Origin of the sequence: Sphingomonas sp., from assembly GCF_051962185.1 — a bacterium.
Lineage (GTDB): Bacteria > Pseudomonadota > Alphaproteobacteria > Sphingomonadales > Sphingomonadaceae > Sphingomonas.
The window spans coordinates 1-17,230 of the sequence record NZ_JBQCCN010000313.1 but is presented as its reverse complement, the minus strand read 5'-3'; the positions used below and the strand labels follow the sequence as shown (position 1 = coordinate 17,230).

The window sequence follows — 17,230 nt, the reverse complement described above, 5'->3', positions numbered from 1 at the left end:
CATCACCAAGGCGTCGCTGCAGACCCGCAGCTTCATCTCGGCGGCGTCGTTCCAGGAGACCACCCGCGTCCTCACCGAGGCGGCGGTCCAGGGCAAGCAGGACACGCTGATCGGCCTCAAGGAGAACGTCATCGTCGGCCGTCTCATCCCCGCCGGTACCGGCGCGGGCATGAACCGCCTGCGCGTGGCGGCCACCAGCCGCGACGCCGCACTCCGCGTCCAGCAGCGCGCGCTGCAGGAAGCGCTGATCGCCCCGAACTCGGCGGCGGAAGAGCGTGCGGCCGAACTGGCCCGTGACACGCGTGACGACACCGGCAGCGACGCGCTCGCCCGCGTCGCCCCGAGCGGTCACGGTACCGACGCGGATGCCGGCGAGTATCTGAACGAGAGCGAGTGATCGCCCTCGTCAGCGCTCATCGTTGACTGAAAAGACCGCCGTCCGTGCGATCCGGGCGGCGGTTTTTTTCATTTCGTCTTCTTGGCGTCCTCGGCGATGGCATCGTCCATCGCCTTGCCGGCGTCCGCCAGATTGCCGGCGTCGATCAGTCCGATCACCTTGCGCGCGGCATTGTCGTCTTCGCGCGCATGCGGTGAGAATGCGACCGGCTGGAGCAGATAGCGCGCGCCCTTGGCATCGCCCTCGTCGATCAGGCGGCGCGCCAGCAGCATGCGGATCTGGCCGTCTTCGGGAGTCAATACCTCGGCGCGCTTGAGGCCGAGGACCGCTCCCTTGCTGGGCGTCTGCTTCGCGGTGACGAAGCTCTGATAATAGAGCAGCAACGGTAGCGACGCGTCGGGCTCCGCTTTGTTGGCCTTGAGATACCAGGCCCGCGCGGCGGTCCATTCGGCCGGAGTCGTCGCCTTTGCCTGACTCGCCCGCCGCACCGCGATCTGTCCCTTGCGCAGCAGGGCATCGCGATTATCCGGATCGACAGCGAGCGCCCGGTCGACCGCGGCGTCGGCGGTATCGAGGTCGTCGGCGATGAAGGCGAGGCCCGCCAGGTCGACCTGTGCCCGCGCATCCTTGGGATAGGCGCCGGCGATCCGCGATGCCTCCTTGACCATGTCCTTCGCGCGTTTCGACGGCATCCCCCAAGCGATGCGGATATGGTACGGCATCATCGCCACCGCTCCCGGCGAAAGCGGCGCGACCGAGACGTCGGGCACATGCTTGGCCGGGGGGATTCGCAGCGGTTTGGCAAGGCCGCCTTTGCGCGCCCGATAGTCGAACAGGTCGCGATACAGCTTGTTGAGGTCACCGAATGCGATCTGCGCCGCGTCCAGGCTCGATTTGCCTTTGTTGAACTCGGCCAGATAGACCGCGAGTTGCCCCTTTCGCGCCGGATCGAGCGTCAGATAATGGGTCATCAGCCAGCCGCGGCCATAGAGCGTATCGACCGGATAATAATCGGGCGGTTCGAAGAATTCGCGGACGGTCAGCTCTTCATACTGGTTGCGGATCGACCAGGCACGATAGTTCGCCGGAAAGCCGATATCGACCGCGCCACTGGGTTCGAACGCGGCATTGGCGTTGAACTCGGCGAATCCTTCCGAATACCAGCGCGGATAAGCGAGCGGGAAGCTCGCGTACATGAATCGATGGGCATATTCGTGCAGCAGCACGGCCTGCGGCGTCTGGTCCCCTTGCTTCGCTTTCTCGTCGAACTTGGCCTTGTAGATGGTGAAGATCGTCGATCCCGCAGCCGACGGATTCTGGAAACCGACCCATCCCACGCAGTCGCAGACGCTTTCGAACAATCCTTCCTTCAACGGGTAGATGCGCACCGGATTGACCCGCCGCGTCGGATCGTCCGCCACGCCGTAGAGCAGCCGCAGCGCCGCATCGTATCGTTCCAGTTTGACCGCATAGTCCCGCGCCACAGCCTCGTCGGCATCGATATCGATGACTAGATGCGCGCTCCGCGCTTCCATCCAATCGGCGCGCGCGGGTCCCGCACCGACCAACGTGATCACTGCCAGCCCATTGAGAAAATGTCGTATCTTCATCCTCGCCCCCTGCCGCCATCCTGTTATGGCGCGATCCGAATCGCAAGCCCGCGCGTCCGATCCGGCGGCAGGAGCATGGTCGTCCGATAAAAATTTCCGGCCGCGGGAATAAGCGCCTCCTCGCCGCCGTCTTGGCTTTCGACCCCGTTCGAAAGGCGCACAGGCATGACCGACGACCCACGACTTCCCGACCGCCGCGAGGCGCTGAAATGCATGGCCTGGGCGGGCACCGGCGCGCTCTATGCGTTGAGCGGCGGCATCGCCCACAGCGCGATCCTCGATGCCGGCGGCACGGGTCTGGCGGCAACCGCGGGCTTCACCTTCCTCCAGCTCAGCGACAGCCATATCGGCTTCGACAAGGCGGCCAACCCCGATGCGCGCGCGACCTATCGGGAAGCGATCGCCAAGGTGAAAGCGCTCGAGGTCAAGCCCGACTTCATCATTCACACAGGCGACATCACGCAGCTGTCGCGCGACAACGAATTCGACGACGCAGATCAGATCCTGAAGGAGACCGGCATTCCCGCCTTCTTCGTTCCCGGCGAGCACGACATGGTCGACGAAGGCGGCGGCAAGGCGTTCCTCGATCGGCACGGCAAGGGCAGCAAAGGCGCCGGCTGGTTCAGTTTCGATCATCAGGGCGTGCATTTCGTCGGGCTCGTCAACGTCGCCGACCTCAAGCCCGGCGGCATGGGCAATCTCGGCGCCGCGCAGCTCGCTTGGCTCAAGGCCGATCTGGCCAGCCGCAGCGCCTCGACTCCGATCGTGGTGTTCGCGCATATCCCGCTCTGGACGGTCTACGAACAATGGGGCTGGGGTACCGGCGACGCTCAGGCCGCGCTCGCGCTGCTCAAGCGCTTCGGCTCGGTGACGATCCTCAACGGCCATATCCACCAGATCGTGCAGAAGGTCGAAGGCAAGATGACCTTCCATACCGCGCGCTCGACCGCCTTCCCGCAACCTGTACCGGGCACTGCCCCCTCCCCCGGACCGCAAGTCGTGCCGCCGGGCCAGCTGCGATCGATGCTGGGCATTACCGACGTTACCTTCCGTCGCGGCGACCAGCGCATCGCGCTGATCGATTCCACCCTCGCCTAAAGCGGCCTCGAAGCCGGCGGAATCGCCCGCCGGCTCGGGAATCGCGCCAAATCAGAACCTGGAGCGGATGGCCGATGTCATCGGATCTCGAACCGCTCTGAACCTTCGGAGACCGAGAATGAACTTCCGTACGATGACCGCCGTCCTGATCCCTGTTGCGGCGGTCACCGCCTCGCTTGCCCCGGGCTTCGCCCATCCCCCTGTCGCGGCATCGGCCCGGGGCAAGACCTTGTCGACCCATCACAAGCCCGCCGCACGGCCGGCATCGCGGCCGGCGACGGCGGCCGCCGCGGGGCCGGTCGCGGTCCACATCTCCAATTTCACCTTCGGGCCCAAAATAGCGACGGTGAAGGTCGGGCAAACCGTCACCTGGACCAATGACGACGACATCCCGCACACGGTCGTCGCGACCGACAAGAGCTTCCGCTCCAAGGTGCTCGACACCGGCCAGTCGTTCAGCTTCACCTTCACCAAGGCGGGCCAGGTCGCATATTTCTGCTCGCTCCATCCGATGATGACGGGCAAGGTGACCGTCACGGCGCGCTGAGGCGGAGGGCATAGGGGTGATCGGCGGCTTTCGGCCCAGGCTGATCGGTGGACGGGACGTGACGCCCGGCCCCGAGCTGCGCTTTCGCGAGCTGATGCTGCCGCACCTCGACGCCGCCTATAATCTGGCGCGTTACCTGACCAACGATGCCGGCATGGCCGAGGACGTGGTGCAGGAGGCGTTTCTGCGCGCCTTCCGGTCGTTCGATTCCTATCGCGGCGGCCCGTCCCGCGCCTGGCTGTTCGCGATCATGCGCAATTGCTGGCGCGACCGCGTCACCGAGCAGGTTCGGCGCGAGCGCGTGGTGGTGTCGGACGCCGCCTTGTCCGACGCCCAGGCCGAAGCGGTCGCGGCAATCCCCGCCGATAGCGACACGCCCGAGGAATCCTTGGCCCGCGCGCGGGAGATCGATACGGTGCGCGGAGTGATCGCCGGCCTGCCCGAACCCTTCCGCGAAACCCTGGTGCTGCGCGAGATGGACGAGATGTCCTATCGCGAGATCGCGGCGATGACCGGGGTACCGATCGGCACCGTGATGTCGCGGCTCGCCCGTGCCCGCGAGATGCTGGCGAAGATGCTCCTCCCCGCGCGCACCGCCGGGCAACAGGAGCGCCAGGCATGAGCTGTCCCGATCCGATGCTGCTCCACGCGCTGCTCGACGATGAGCTCGACGCCGCCAATGTCGCCTCCGTCGAGGCGCACCTGCGCAACTGTCCCGAGTGCGCCGCCGAATTCGAACAATTGCGGCACCTCCATCAGATGATCGCCGACCCCGAGTTGCGGCACGACGCCCCCGTCGGCCTGCGCGAGCGGATCGAGGCGAGCTTGCCCGCTACCCCGCGCGCCACAAACCCTTGGCTTGGCCGGCTGGGCTGGGGCGCGGGCGGCGCGATCGCCGCGGGGCTCGCGCTCACGCTCGCCGTGCCTCAGCAGGTCGCGAGCGACGGGATCGAGCAGCAAATGGTGGCAAGTCATGTCCGTTCGCTGCTCGCCGATCATCTCGTCGACATTCCGACCTCCGACCGGCACGTCGTCAAACCGTGGTTCAACGGCAAGATCGACTTCTCGCCGCCCACCCCCGATCTCAAGGATCAGGGATTCCCGCTGGTCGGCGGACGGCTCGATTATATCGGCGGACGCGTCGTCCCCGCGATCGTCTATCGGCGCAACCTCCACACGATCAACGTGTTCGCCTGGCCCGCAGGCAAGGGAGCGGTGCCGGCCGATGCAGCGACGGACGGCTATACCCTGGTCCATTGGCGCCAAGGCGATCTCGATTTCTGGGCGGTGTCCGACGTCGCCAGGGGCGATCTAGACCAGTTCCGCAAGGCATTCGTCGCCGCCGCACACTGATTTCTTGCCGAAACGGTAAAAAATCAACGCCAACGGGTTTTCATTCGAAACTCATGCCCTATCTCCACCGCGCGGGCGCCGTCCGGCGGCCCGTTTCTCTAGGGGAGAATCCAGTGGCTACCGATCTTCACGCCCTGACCGCGCCCGTTTTCGTCCGCGCGCTCAACAATCTCGACAAGATCCTCGACAAGGGTCGCGCCTTCGCCGCCGACCAAGGGATCGACGAGCAGGAATTGCTCGACGCCAGACTGATCGGCGACATGGGCAATCTGATCTCGCAAATCCAGCGCGCGAGCGATTCGGCCAAGGGCTGCATGGTCCGCGTGGGCGGCGTCGAGAATGTCGTGATGGAGGACGACGAAACCACGTTCGAGGATCTCAAGGCGCGTATCGCGAAGACGATCGACTTCGTGAAATCGGTCCCCGCCGACACCGTCAACGGCAAGGAAGACGCCGAGATCGTGCTCAAATTCCCCAATGGCGAATTCAGGTTCGCCGGGCGCGATTACGTGCTCGGGTTCGTCCAGCCGAACTTCTATTTCCACGTCACGACCGCCTATGCCCTCCTGCGCATGAAGGGCGTGCCGATCGGCAAAATGGACTTCCTTGGCGGAATCTAACGCCGCATTTCCACGACTTGCGTCGCCAGCCGTTCGGCTTCGGCGCGGTCATGGGTGACCATCAGGATCGGCAGGCCGAGTTCGTCGCGAACATCGCGGATCGCGCGCTCGACCTCGTCGGACCGCGCGCGGTCGAGCGACGCGGTGGGTTCGTCGAGCAACAGGAAGGCCGGGTCGCTGAGCAGCGCCCGGCCGATCGCGACGCGCTTCGCCTCGCCTCCCGACAGGCTGCGCGGCCAGCGATCGAGCAATCGGACGATGTCGAGCAGTTCGGCGACGGCATCGATCGTCGCCTCCCGCGCGCCGCCGTAGCGCAGGTTGGCCGCCACGCGCATGTGCGGGAACAGCCGCGGCTCCTGAAAGACATAACCGGCGCGGCGCTTTTCGGGGGCGAGGTCGATTCCGTCGCCGAACAGGGTGGTGCCACCGACACGGACATGGCCGCGATCGGGCTTGAGCAAGCCGGCGACCATGTTGAGCACGCTGCTCTTGCCCACGCCGGACGGGCCGAACAGCACGGTCACCCCTTCCCCGGCCTCGAGCCGCAGCGCGATCTCGGTCTCGCCGAGCCGCTTCGCGAGATCGAGGTCAAACGCCATGCAGCATCGCAATGCGCATCCGCCGCGCGAGCAGTTCCGACGCGATCAGCGCCGCCAAGGCGACCAGGATCGAGAGCGCCGACAGCCTGAGCGCGACGGCGTCGCCGTCGGGGCGCTGGAGCGCGGCGTAAATCGCCAGCGGCAGCGTCTGCGTCTGTCCAGGAACGTTGGAGACGAAAGTGATCGTCGCGCCGAATTCGCCCAGCGAGCGCGCGAAGCCCAGTACCGCGCCGGCGAGCAGCCCGGGGAAACTGAGCGGCAACGTGATCGTCCGGAACACGCGCCACCGTCCCGCGCCCAAAGTCCGCGCCGCGCCTTCGAGCCGGCGATCGACCGCCTCGATCGACAATCGGATCGCGCGCACCATCAGCGGGAGCGCCATCACTCCCGCCGCGATCGCCGCGCCGGTCCAGCGGAACAGGACATGCCCGCTCAGGAAACCCAGCGGCCCCGCCGGCGCGAAGGCGAGCAGCAGGAACCAGCCGGTGACCACCGGCGGTACGACCAGCGGCAGATAGACGATCGCCTCGACCAGGATCTTGCCCGGAAAGCGCCCGCGCGCGAGCAGCCAGGCGATGGCGAAGGCAATGGGCAGCGCGGCCAAGGTGGCCACCAGCCCGACGCGCAAGGAGAGCGCGACGATGCCCCATTCCTCGGGGCTCAAGCGGAATTCTCTTCATCGTGATCCCGGCCCTGTGCCGGGGTCCACTCCTCCCCAGCCGAGCTGAGGGATTGTTGCACGGTGGATGCCGGGACAAGCCCGGCATGACGGCATAAACCGATCACCGAACGGGCGCCCCAAATCCAAACCGCGCGAAGATCATCCGACCACGCGAGGACAGCAGGAACCGTCGGAAACCCGCCGCCTCCGGATTGGTCGAGCGCGCCAGCCGCGCGATCGGATAGAGGATCGGTGGATGGCTGGTTCGCGGAAACACGCCCGCGACGCGCACTTTGGTCGATGCCTTGGCATCGGTCAGATAGACGATCCCGAACGGCGCCGCGCCGCGTTCGACCAGCGCTAGCGCCGCACGCACGTTCTCGGCCCGAACGACATGAGGCGCGACCGCCTGCCACGCGCCGAGCTTTTCCAGCGCGGCCTTGCCATATTTGCCTGCCGGCACGCTGTCGGGGTCGGCCATCGCCAGCGGCCCGGCGCCCAGCACCCGTGCCAGGCGCGGCCCGCTGGTCGGGATCGCCGAGCGGCGCCCGGCCGGTTCGACCACGACCAGGCGGTTGCCGACGAGGTCGGATCGCGTACCGTTTGCAAGCAGCCCCTTGGCGGCCAGTGCATCCATCCAGTCTTCGTCGGCCGAGGCGAACAGGTCGCCCGGCGCGCCGGATTCGATCTGACGCGCGAGCGTCGAAGAAGCAGCGAACGAGATGACAGGACGCGGATGACCGGACTTGGCCCAGGCGTCCGCCGCCGCGCTCAGCGATTCCTGCAGGCTCGCCGCCGCCAGCACCAGCGGCGCGGATGGCGCCGGCGCGGCGCCGACCGTCAGCGCGGCGAGCCCGCCAAGCACGAACCGGCGCGTGAAGCTTTGCATCATGACGCCGCGCATACACCGCGCGGGCGGCGCCTCAAAGCACGCGATAGGTTGCGATGTCGGCGCGAATGCCGTGCTGCGCGAAGAACGCGATGCGGTCGAAGCGGCACTCGGCATGGCGTCGCGCGATCGCCGCCGCGACGACCGGGACCACCGCATCGCTTTCCCATTCGGCGACGGTCACGAAGTTGAATTCGCCCGGGCCGCCGACCTGTTCGAGCAGATCGTGCCGCACGAAGCCGGGCTGGGCGCGCATCACCGCGTCGGTGTCGTCGACCGCATCGATGAACGCCTGGCGCGCGGCGTCGGGGACGACGAATTTGTCGATACGATAGAATGGGGCAGTCATCTCGGTCTCCTTCGATCGAAGCTTGGCGACGTTGCGGGCATCGCGAGACGCGCCTATGGAACCTCAAGCAACATTGAGGTCAAGGGGCTTTTCGCCATGTCGGACATTCCCGCGATGCTGTCGGTCGGCGAGGTCGCGCGGCGCAGCGGCGTCGCGGTGTCGACCATCCATTTCTACGAAGCGAAGGGCCTGATCGGTGCCGAACGGTCGGGCGGCAACCAGCGCCGTTTCCGCCGCGGCGTGCTGCGCCGGGTCGCGGTGATCAAGGTCGCGCAACGCACCGGCATCCCCCTCGGCGAGATCAAGGCCGCGCTCGACAGCTTGCCGGTCGACCGACCGGTCTCGGCAGATGACTGGCGCCGCATGTCGGCCGCGTGGCGCGACGATCTCGATCATCGCATCGCCCAACTGACCGCGCTGCGCGACCAACTCGGCAGCTGCATCGGCTGCGGCTGCCTGTCGATGGAGGATTGCCCGCTGCGCAATCCGGGCGACCGATTGGGCCTGAAATCCTCGGGGCCGCGATTGATCGCGGATTGACTTACTTGGCCGCCACCCAGCCGCCGGGCGACCACCGATAGATCAGCGGCGACACGCCACGCGAGGCCGTGGCATAATCCTGGGACACCAGTTCGCGCAGCTTGGCCAGCGATGCGTCGGGCGGGACGGTCCCGATCAGCACGTTGTTGTCCGACGGGACGGCGACGAACAGCATGCCATTGGTTCCTTCGGCGAGCGCGCGCCAGCGCTCGGGCCGCAACAGCATGCTCGCGCCATAATCATAATCGGAGATGACGAGGATCTTGCCTTTCACCTCATCGAGCGACGGAAGCGACGGCAGATCCTTGAGAACCTGGTCGGTGCCCAGCGCAAGGGCGGCCTGACCGTCGAGGCCGAGCGGCTTCAGCGATTCGTCGCCGACCAGCGACGTGGTGTTGGGAAAATCGGCCGCCAACACGAGCGAGATGCCCTCGGCCAGCGGCGCGTTGACCGGAATGGAGCCTTTCTTGGCCGCCAACGTTGCCGCGCTCCCCCGGACATAGGCCGTATCGCGCACGATCACGCGCAGGCGGTCGCGGGTGATCGCATAATCGGATGTCGCCATCTCGACGATGCCCTCGGCGAACTTATCTTCCTCGCCCCTGCACGCATCGGCGTCGTTGACCGAGCAAAAGTCGCGGATGCGGTCGAGGCTGATCGTCGTCTCGCTTCGCCCCGCCGGCTTTATCTTGAGCGTCGATGCATTGACGATCGTAATCGCGGCATCGGGCAGACTGCGATAGACCCGCATCACAACCTGTCCGGCGACGTCGCTCGGCCCTGCCGCCGTCAGCATGATCGCAGTGAGCGACACGGTGTAGCGCACGGCTCTCATCCTGATGCCTGCACCCGACCCGTACGCTGCAACTTCCCCCAGCCGACCCGCGGGCCGCGCAGCGCCTGGGTGATCGCCTTGAGCACGACATAATACATCACCTGGCGGTAGCCGACGCGCTGCGGGATGAGCAGCCACAGCAACGACCATTTCTCGCGCCGTTCGAGCGCGAAGGCGACGATCGCGGCGAGCATGTCGATCGCGGTGAAGATCAGCCAATAGGCCAGCATCTTGTCGATACTGTGCTGGTTCTCGCCCCAGCCGTGCTGTTCGACCGCGACCCAGGTCAGCGCGAAGCTGACGATCAGCGCGAGGTCGATGATCGGGCTGATCGCGGCGAGCACGATCTGGAACACGATGGCTTGCGGAAGGCCGATCCAGGCGAGCCCGAGCGGGCGGCCGCGGCCGATGATCGAGCCGTGCTTCCACAAACATTGCAAGGTGCCGTACGCCCAGCGGAAACGTTGCTTGGCGAGGCCCTTGAAGCTTTCCGGGCTCTCGGTCCAGGCGATGGCATATTGGTCGTAATGGACCTTCCACCCGGCCCGCTGGATCGCGATGGTCAGGTCCTGGTCCTCGGCCAAGGTGTCGTCGGGATAGCCGCCGACCGACTTGATCGCCTCCAGCCGCCAGGCGCCGACCGCGCCGGGCACCACGGTCATCGCGTTGAGGCTGGCGAGCGCGCGACGCTCCAGATTCTGCGCGGTGATATATTCGAGCGCCTGCCATTTGGTGACGAGGTTGACGCGATTGCCGACCTTGGCGTTGCCCGCGACCGCGCCCAGTTTCGGATCGCCGAACCAGCGCGCCAGACGCGCGATCGTGGTCGGTTCGAACTGGGTGTCGGCATCGAGCGCGATCACGATCTCCCCCGTCGCCAGTTCCAGCCCGCGGTTGAGCGCGCGCGCCTTGCCGCCATTCTCCAGCGTCAGCAGGCGGACGCGCGGATCATCGGCGAACGCGGTGGCGACGATCTCGCTGGTGCGGTCCTTCGACCCGTCGTCGATCACGATCACCTCGATCCGGACGTCGGTCGAGGCGAGCACGGTTCTCACCGAGCGTTCGATCACCGCTTCCTCGTTGAACGCCGGGATCATCACCGTGACGAAGCGATCGGGGTCGATGTCGGGGAATACCATCCGTCCCTCGCGTCGCGCCTGGAGCAGCGCCAGCGCCGACAGCACGACCGCGCGGAGGATGCCGATCGAGATGGCGAAGACGAAGATCCAGCCGAGCGCGGTGACGGTCGCGCCGAGCGTGCCGAACAGGAACAGGTCGGCCTCCGCCGCGGCACGATCGCTCGCCGAGATCGGCGGCATCGCCTGGTCGCGAGTCAGGCCCGCGAGCGTCGACACCGGCACGAACGTATAGCCCATCGCGCGCAGTTTCTCGATGATGACGGGCAACGCCTCGATCGTCTGCTCGCGGTCGCCGCCGGCGTCGTGGAGCAGGACGATATTGTGGCTGCACTCATTGTCGTCGCCCGAGGCGCAACCGGTGCCGCCCTTGGCGACGCCGCTGACGACATTGTCGATGATCGCCTGAACGCCCGGGCGCTGCCAGTCTTCGGCATCGACGTGCAGGCCGACCGAGATATAGCCGCGCTGCTGTGCTGCGAATACGGGCCCGAGTTCGTCGGCGGTGGTCGGCTCGGCGTCGCCGAAATAGGGCGCGCGGAACAATCGCAACGATCGCCCGGTGAAGGCTTGGAATAGTCGCTGGTTGGCGTTGAGCTCGATATCGGTATCGGTCGCCGACGCGCCGGCCAGATTGGGATGGGTATAGGTATGGCTACCGACCTCATGGCCTTCGCGGACGATGCGTTCGAGCAAGCCGCGTTGGGTCAGGCCGTTCTCCCCGACCATGAAGAACGTCCCAGGGACATTGTAGCGCTTGAGGATGTCGAGGATCTTCGGCGTCCATTGCGGGTCGGGCCCGTCGTCGAAGGTCAGCGCGATCTTGTTGGGGCTATAGCCGGTGCGCTGGATCAGATATTGACTGGGCAGGCGCAGGAAATCGACGCCAGTGATGCTGCCGTCTTGCGCGGTCGTGACCTTGCGCTGACCTTTCGCCGGAGTGGCCGCGATCTTCAGGATCTCGCCGCGCCCCTCGACCGTGGCTTCGGTGCCGTTGGGGATATCCTCGATGACATTGGCTGGCGGCAGCGTCGGATGCGACCGACCGAACATCGACCACAGACCGGGATCCTCGGCCCCGAGCCGCCACAGGGCGATGCCGCCGATCCCGGCGCGGCGCAGGAAGCCGATCTGGTTGTAGGCGGAGGCCGCGTCGAGGAACCAGACGACGTGCTTCTTATTGTCTTCCTCATAAGCGAAGCCCGAATTGCCGCTGGCGGGATCGAACACCGGCACCGCGTCGGATTCGCTCGCGGTCTGCCACGCTTCTTCGACGGTGACCGGGTCGGCGCCGCCTGGATACCAATTGTAGCCGTAATTGCCGATCGTCACGACCAGCTTGGAGGCCGGAATGCCGCGCGCCGCATCGGCGACCGCACGCGCGAACCAGGTCTGCGACGCGATCGGCCCGGGATCGCCCGAATTCTCATGCTCGTCATAGCTCATCAGGAAGATGCGATCGACGATCTTGGCATAGGCGGGCAGGTTCCACGACCGATCGCCGACCGGTACCGCCATGGTGATCAGCCAGCCATGCCGATCGAACCGGGTATTCGCTTCGTTGAGGAAGGCGAGATAGTCGCGCTGCGCGGACGGCGGCAGCTGCTCGAAATCGAACATCGCGCCGGCGGCGTGATTGGCCAGGAGCCAGGGTTCGAGCCGGTCCAGGAACTGCTTGCGCAGTCTCGGATCATGCAGCAGCGCCGTCATGCCCGCCGGGTCGAACTGACCCTGGATGGCGTTCTGGATCATCGGCAGGATCAACGGGCGCCGCGTCGCGGCGTTGATCGCCGCGCGACCCGCGGTATCGTTGAAGACCGTGATCGTGTGCTTCGGCCCGGTCACCGACACCCAGCCGGGGATCACCCAGTCGAGTTCGTTGATGTGACGTCGCAGCGACCCCGCGCTCGCCTCGTCCCAAGGCACGTGGAAGCCGATTGCCAGCGGCACGTTACCCGCGGTCTTGGCTTCCTTCGCCCGCGTCTCGCCGGTCAGCTTGCGCGCATACCAGTCGACCGTACGGCTGGTGCGTTTGAGAAACGTGTCGTGCGGCGGAGTCAGTCGGTGAAGCGGTCGCTCGGTGCTGATCGGCAGCAGCGGCTGCGACGGCACGATCCCGATGGACGCGGCGAACACTGCCGCCGACAGCAGCAGCAAGACGACGAACGCGATCGTTCCCAGCAGGAAACGGCGACAGCGCCGGCCGGAGGGATCATAGAAAACGGGTGCGCCGGATGCGGTCATCGAGCACGTGTCGTGGCATTGCCGCGGGCACCCTTCAAGCCCGGCCGTACGTCACGCCCGATTGTCACCTCTCAGGCAGCCGCTCGCGCGACCGCGCCCTGATACAGTCGGAAGAGATCGGCGAAGTGCGCGTCCATCGTCCGCACGTCGCCCGCCGAAGCCGCCGCCCGCCGGCGATGTTCGGCCGGCTCGTCGTCGAGGAACGCGGTCAGCCGCTCGCTCAGGTCGCGCGGATCGCACGCCGCATAGCGAACGCCGCATCCCGGACGATGGTGATCGGCGGCGCCGCCGCGATCGGGCAGAATCAGCGGCAGGCCGCTCGCCGCGCCTTCGGCCGCGACCATGCAGAAGGTTTCCGCCTCGCACCCGTGGATCAGCGCGTCGGCGCTCGCCAGCATGCGCGCCAACTGGCCGCGGTCGCTGACCGCCGGCGCGATGGTGATGTGCGGCGACCGACGCGTGGCGCGGATCACGCGGGCGCGGTCTCGCCCGGCGCCGAACAGGACGAGCCCGACCGCATGGTGCGATCCTGCCGCCAATACCGCCTCGCAGATCATCGGCCAGCGTTTCTCGGGTGCCATTCGGCCGAGGCCGACCAGCAGCGTCGCGTCGGGCGGCAGCTCGCATTGCGCCAGCATCTCGCGCCGCAGGCGTTCGTCGCGCAGTTCGGGCGAGAATACGCCCGGCTGGACGCCCATCGGGATCGTCCGCGCCTTGGTCACGCCGCCCGCGCGAAGTCGCTGCGTCAGATCGTCGCTGGCGCTGACCACGAAATCGAACTGGCGGTCGAGCCGACGCAGATGCCGCCAATACCAGTCGAGCTGGCGATCGATCGTGGGGATCGAGAACATCCCCTGCAGCCAGCGATAGGGATAGGCCGACAGGAAATCGCAATGCATGATCAGCGCACGTGGCGCGTCGCCCCGCCAACGCCCGACCATCGACGCGCTGGTCCAGGGCGAGGCGACTTCGACCAGATCGGGCCGCCATTGATCGAGCGCAGCGTAGAGCCGCTCCTGATCGTCGAAATAATGGTAATTGCGGTCGAGCGGAAATTCCGGCGCGGCGATCGTCGCGATGATCGCACCGGGCGCTACTTCCTCGATCCGGTCCTCGGGACCGGGCGCCAGGATGACGATTTCCTGCCCCGCCGCCGGACCCGCGCGCAGCTTACGCTCGACATAGGTGCGAACCCCGCCCCCTGCCGGCGTGTAGAAGGCGCAGACGTCGACGATTCGCATCACCGGCTCTCCAGGTTCATCGCTTCGCGCGTCAGGTCGGCGATCGCCAGCGCGGCGCCGATCACGACTTGCCCGGCGAAGACCACGCCGGCGACCAGAGCGACAGTATCGCGGACGTGCGGTACCTGATGCAGCATGCCCGCAGCGAGGCCGGCGAACACCAGATCCTTGTTGGGGAGGAACGGCAGGCGGGTGACGAATTGACGTGCCGCCGACAAAAGCAGCCACCAGCCGAGCGATCCGTCCGGCATGACCATCGCCCAGAGGAGGCCGAACATCACGGTCACCGCGATCGAGCGCACCGTGTGAATCGCCGCGATCCGCCAGAACTGCGCGCGCGAGACGGCGAACAGGTGGCGCCGAAACAACATCACCGCGATCGACGAGGCGACCAGGATCACGCCCGACCACAGGATGGGCGCGTTCATGACGCCGAATTCGAGCGGTCCGGGAAGTGCAATGGCGGCAAGCAACAGGGCTAGCGTCACGATATTGCCGGTCAGCGCCGACAGGACCGCGACGTCGCGCACCGTCCCGAACGGCGACCCGGGGATGGCGGCATGGCGCCGCGCCCAGAGATAGAATTGCAACTCGCCGGAATAGCCGAACAGCAATTCGTTCGATGCCGACTTGCGGAACAGGGCGACCAGCCCGCCGCCGAGCGGCAGCGGCCAGAGTCCGCGGAAAATGAGATAATCGGCGATCGGCTGGATCGCCAGCAACAGCGCCATCCCCAGCCAGAACGAGATGGACGTGGGCATCAAATGGCCGAGAGCGACCAGATCGGCCCGGCCAAGCGCGCGCGCGACGACGACGATGATCGCGATCGAGAGGAGCGGCCCCGTCCAGCGAAGCCACGGGCCAGCGGCGCGATCCCCCGCGCCTCTCGCCCAATCGGCAACCGTGGCGGCCTCCACTCCGCGTACGGTCCGTGACATGTCGTTCATTCGATCGCTACCTTACCCGTCCCTTTCCCGGTTTGGCATCTGGCCGCTCACGCCCCAGTGGCCGGCAACAACTCTCGGTACCGGGCAAAACGCGCCCCGCGCGACAAAGTGGCAATCGTCCGCGCGATACTGTCCGTCAGTGCCGGTACATTGGTGTCTCCAGGATGAACGGCAAGGCGCATCCAGGGTCGTCGCGGCAAGGCGGCGCGTGCCAAAGCCGCGACGGCGAGCGACGAGGCGATCCGCCAGCGGCTGCGACTGGCCCAGGTGATGACCGGGCCCCTCGCCACGATCTCGCCGGTTTCGGGGCGCCACACCTTCATATGATCCTCGGCGAGCGCGAACCCTTCGTCGCCGAGCGCCCGCATCGCGCCCTCGCCATAGAGCCAGGCCGGCGCGATGAAGCCCGCGGCCGGACGGCCGATGATATCCTCGATCAGCTTGCGGCCATCCGCCATCCGTGCCCGCGCGGTGGCATGGTCGAGCCCGAGGAACTCGCCTTCGCCCGCCGTCATCCTCTTGGCCTTGAACCGGGCCAGCGCGCCTTCATGCTGGCTGCGGTCGAGATGGAACCAGCCATGGACGAACATGTCGACCCCCGCGTCCGACCAGTCCCGCAATCGCGACGCGAACGGCGTCCCGGCGCGGATCGGCGAATCGCCCCAATGATCGGGCACCACCAGCATCGCATAGCGCGGCGTCTCCATCCCGCGCGACACCAGGTCGGCAAGACGATCGACTTTCCCCTCGAACTTGGGGGAGACATCGTGGATCGACACCAGCAAAGAGGGTTCGGGACGGGCCATCGGCAGACCAGTGATAAGAATATCCGGGTTGCGCGCGCCGCTAGGCCCGTTCCGGGCAGACCGCAAGTGCAGGAATGTCGCAGTGCGTCGCCAAAATTTGCACGCAGCCCGTGCGGCTGCCTATCCTTGGCTCCGCGTCCCGAACCAGAGCACGTGGCGCGGGCCCTTGCCGTTGCGGCGCGCGCGAGTGACGACTTCGTCGACCCGGAAGCCGCAGGTGCCGAACTTGCGGGCGAAACGCGGGTCGGGCGCCGCCGACCAGATGGCGAGGATTCCGCCGGGGCGCAGCGCACGCCACGCATTTTCGAGCCCGCGCTCCGAATAAAGCCGGCCGTTGCTGTCGCGGGTCAGACCGTCAGGGCCGTTGTCGACGTCAAGCAGGATCGCGTCATAGCCGCCCTGCCCTTGTTCGATCAGCACGGCGACGTCATCGCCGACCACGCGGACACGCCGGTCATCGAGGCAGCCGGCGGCGAGCTCGGCCATGGGGCCGCGCGCCCAATCGATGATCTCGGGAACCAGTTCGGCGACGGTCAGGCGCGCGTCGGGACCGAGCGAGCGCAATGCGGCGCGCAGGGTGAAGCCCATGCCATAGCCGCCGATCAGCAGATGCGGTGCCTTGCGCCCCTCGAGCCGGGCGCAGGTCTCGGTCGCCAGCACTTCCTCCGACCCGCTCATCCGGCTGTTCATCAGCTCGTTGCGGTCGAGCACGATCATGAAATCGGCGCCGCGCCGGAACAGGCGAAGCTCATCGTTGGTGCCGGGGATGCGCGCGACGTCGATCAGTTCGCGGGGGATCATGGGTTGGCTCCGCATTTCATCGTCATCCCGGCCTTGTGCCGGCATCCACCGGGCGGCTTAGCCCGAAGCAAGAGGCTAAAGGACAGCGCCTGCGGCACCGTGGATCCCGGCACAAGGCCGGATGACGGAAGTCCCTAATTCTCATCCCCCATGCGCAGCGCGGCGATGAACGCCTCCTGCGGAATCTGCACCGAGCCGTACTCGCGCATCCGCTTCTTGCCTTCCTTCTGCTTTTCCAGAAGCTTGCGTTTGCGGGTGATGTCGCCGCCGTAGCATTTCGCGGTAACGTCCTTGCGCATAGCGGCAATCGTCTCACGCGCGATGACCTTGCCGCCGATCGCCGCCTGGATCGGGATCTTGAACAAATGGCGCGGGATCAGGTCCTTGAGGCGCTCGCACATGCCGCGGCCGCGGCTCTCGGCGGTGCCGCGATGGACGATCATGCTGAGCGCGTCGACCGGCTCGTTGTTGACCAGGATCGACATCTTGACGAGGTCGCCCTCGCGATAGCCGATCTGGTGATAGTCGAAGCTGGCATAGCCGCGGCTGATCGACTT

General features: G+C 66.6%; 18 protein-coding genes and 1 pseudogene. 7 read left to right on the top strand and 12 right to left on the bottom strand.

The genetic code is table 11. The features are described from left to right. Positions 1–397 (top strand): hypothetical protein (locus tag ACTHJR_RS19120; protein ID WP_440525015.1); only part of this gene is annotated, 397 nt, incomplete at its 5' end. 68 nt (positions 398–465) lie between these two features. Here the strand turns inward: ACTHJR_RS19120 and ACTHJR_RS19115 are convergent. Then, entirely contained in the window at positions 466–2,007 is a 1,542-nt protein-coding gene (locus ACTHJR_RS19115) for a tetratricopeptide repeat protein (RefSeq protein WP_440525014.1), read from the bottom strand. Between the two features lie 165 nt (positions 2,008–2,172). Between ACTHJR_RS19115 and ACTHJR_RS19110 the strand changes: the two genes are divergently transcribed. From ACTHJR_RS19110 to ACTHJR_RS19090, 5 genes are all read left to right on the top strand, one after another. After that, positions 2,173–3,105, top strand: coding sequence for a metallophosphoesterase family protein (locus ACTHJR_RS19110; protein WP_440525013.1), 933 nt, complete (start codon positions 2,173–2,175; stop codon positions 3,103–3,105). Between the two features lie 118 nt (positions 3,106–3,223). Then, on the top strand, positions 3,224–3,652 hold the full coding sequence (locus ACTHJR_RS19105) for a cupredoxin domain-containing protein (protein WP_440525012.1): 429 nt from the start codon (positions 3,224–3,226) through the stop codon (positions 3,650–3,652). Between the two features lie 16 nt (positions 3,653–3,668). Next, positions 3,669–4,274, top strand: a complete 606-nt coding sequence (locus ACTHJR_RS19100) for a sigma-70 family RNA polymerase sigma factor (RefSeq protein WP_440525011.1) — start codon at positions 3,669–3,671, stop codon at positions 4,272–4,274. Continuing rightward, entirely contained in the window at positions 4,271–5,005 is a 735-nt protein-coding gene (locus ACTHJR_RS19095; protein WP_440525010.1) for an anti-sigma factor family protein, read from the top strand. The genes ACTHJR_RS19100 and ACTHJR_RS19095 overlap by 4 nt, the downstream gene beginning before the upstream one ends. A gap of 113 nt (positions 5,006–5,118) precedes the next feature. Beyond that, the gene (locus tag ACTHJR_RS19090) at positions 5,119–5,625 is read left to right on the top strand and encodes a DUF1993 domain-containing protein (RefSeq protein WP_440525009.1); all 507 of its coding nucleotides are present in this window, start codon (positions 5,119–5,121) and stop codon (positions 5,623–5,625) included. On the opposite strand, the gene ACTHJR_RS19085 is transcribed toward ACTHJR_RS19090, so the two are convergent. The 4 genes from ACTHJR_RS19085 to ACTHJR_RS19070 form a co-directional block, all read right to left on the bottom strand. After that, positions 5,622–6,224, bottom strand: a complete 603-nt coding sequence (locus ACTHJR_RS19085; protein ID WP_440525008.1) for an ATP-binding cassette domain-containing protein — start codon at positions 6,222–6,224, stop codon at positions 5,622–5,624. The two genes, ACTHJR_RS19090 and ACTHJR_RS19085, sit on opposite strands and share 4 nt — an antisense overlap. After that, complete coding sequence (gene modB, locus ACTHJR_RS19080; protein WP_440525007.1) at positions 6,214–6,888, bottom strand: molybdate ABC transporter permease subunit; 675 nt, start codon at positions 6,886–6,888, stop codon at positions 6,214–6,216. Before modB ends, ACTHJR_RS19085 begins: the two co-directional genes overlap by 11 nt. Before the next feature lie 118 nt (positions 6,889–7,006). Then, a complete protein-coding gene (gene modA / locus ACTHJR_RS19075) occupies positions 7,007–7,777 on the bottom strand; it encodes a molybdate ABC transporter substrate-binding protein (RefSeq protein WP_440525006.1) in 771 nt (256 codons plus the stop codon). 31 nt (positions 7,778–7,808) lie between these two features. Continuing rightward, on the bottom strand, positions 7,809–8,123 hold the full coding sequence (locus ACTHJR_RS19070; protein WP_440525005.1) for an antibiotic biosynthesis monooxygenase family protein: 315 nt from the start codon (positions 8,121–8,123) through the stop codon (positions 7,809–7,811). 96 nt (positions 8,124–8,219) lie between these two features. Between ACTHJR_RS19070 and soxR the strand changes: the two genes are divergently transcribed. Next, a complete protein-coding gene (gene soxR / locus ACTHJR_RS19065) occupies positions 8,220–8,663 on the top strand; it encodes a redox-sensitive transcriptional activator SoxR (protein ID WP_440525004.1) in 444 nt (147 codons plus the stop codon). Between the two features lies 1 nt (position 8,664). Here the strand turns inward: soxR and ACTHJR_RS19060 are convergent, their stop codons facing one another. The 7 genes and pseudogenes from ACTHJR_RS19060 to ACTHJR_RS19030 all read right to left on the bottom strand — a co-directional run. After that, positions 8,665–9,489 (bottom strand): hypothetical protein, encoded by an 825-nt coding sequence (locus ACTHJR_RS19060; protein WP_440525003.1) that lies wholly within the window; start codon positions 9,487–9,489, stop codon positions 8,665–8,667. 5 nt (positions 9,490–9,494) lie between these two features. After that, on the bottom strand, positions 9,495–12,878 hold the full coding sequence (locus tag ACTHJR_RS19055) for a glycosyltransferase (RefSeq protein WP_440525002.1): 3,384 nt from the start codon (positions 12,876–12,878) through the stop codon (positions 9,495–9,497). Positions 12,879–12,949: 71 nt separating this feature from the next. Continuing rightward, positions 12,950–14,119 carry a glycosyltransferase gene (locus ACTHJR_RS19050; protein ID WP_440525016.1) on the bottom strand — a complete coding sequence of 390 codons (1,170 nt, stop codon included), beginning with the start codon at positions 14,117–14,119 and terminating at the stop codon, positions 12,950–12,952. After that, positions 14,119–15,066, bottom strand: a complete 948-nt coding sequence (locus tag ACTHJR_RS19045; RefSeq protein WP_440525001.1) for a hypothetical protein — start codon at positions 15,064–15,066, stop codon at positions 14,119–14,121. Before ACTHJR_RS19045 ends, ACTHJR_RS19050 begins: the two co-directional genes overlap by 1 nt. Positions 15,067–15,113: 47 nt before the next feature. Next, positions 15,114–15,872, bottom strand: coding sequence for a DUF2334 domain-containing protein (locus tag ACTHJR_RS19040; RefSeq protein ID WP_440525000.1), 759 nt, complete (start codon positions 15,870–15,872; stop codon positions 15,114–15,116). Between the two features lie 120 nt (positions 15,873–15,992). After that, positions 15,993–16,673, bottom strand: coding sequence for a spermidine synthase (locus ACTHJR_RS19035; RefSeq protein ID WP_440524999.1), 681 nt, complete (start codon positions 16,671–16,673; stop codon positions 15,993–15,995). 134 nt (positions 16,674–16,807) lie between these two features. Beyond that, positions 16,808–17,230 (bottom strand): annotated as a pseudogene (locus ACTHJR_RS19030) (elongation factor 4); the annotation flags it as partial.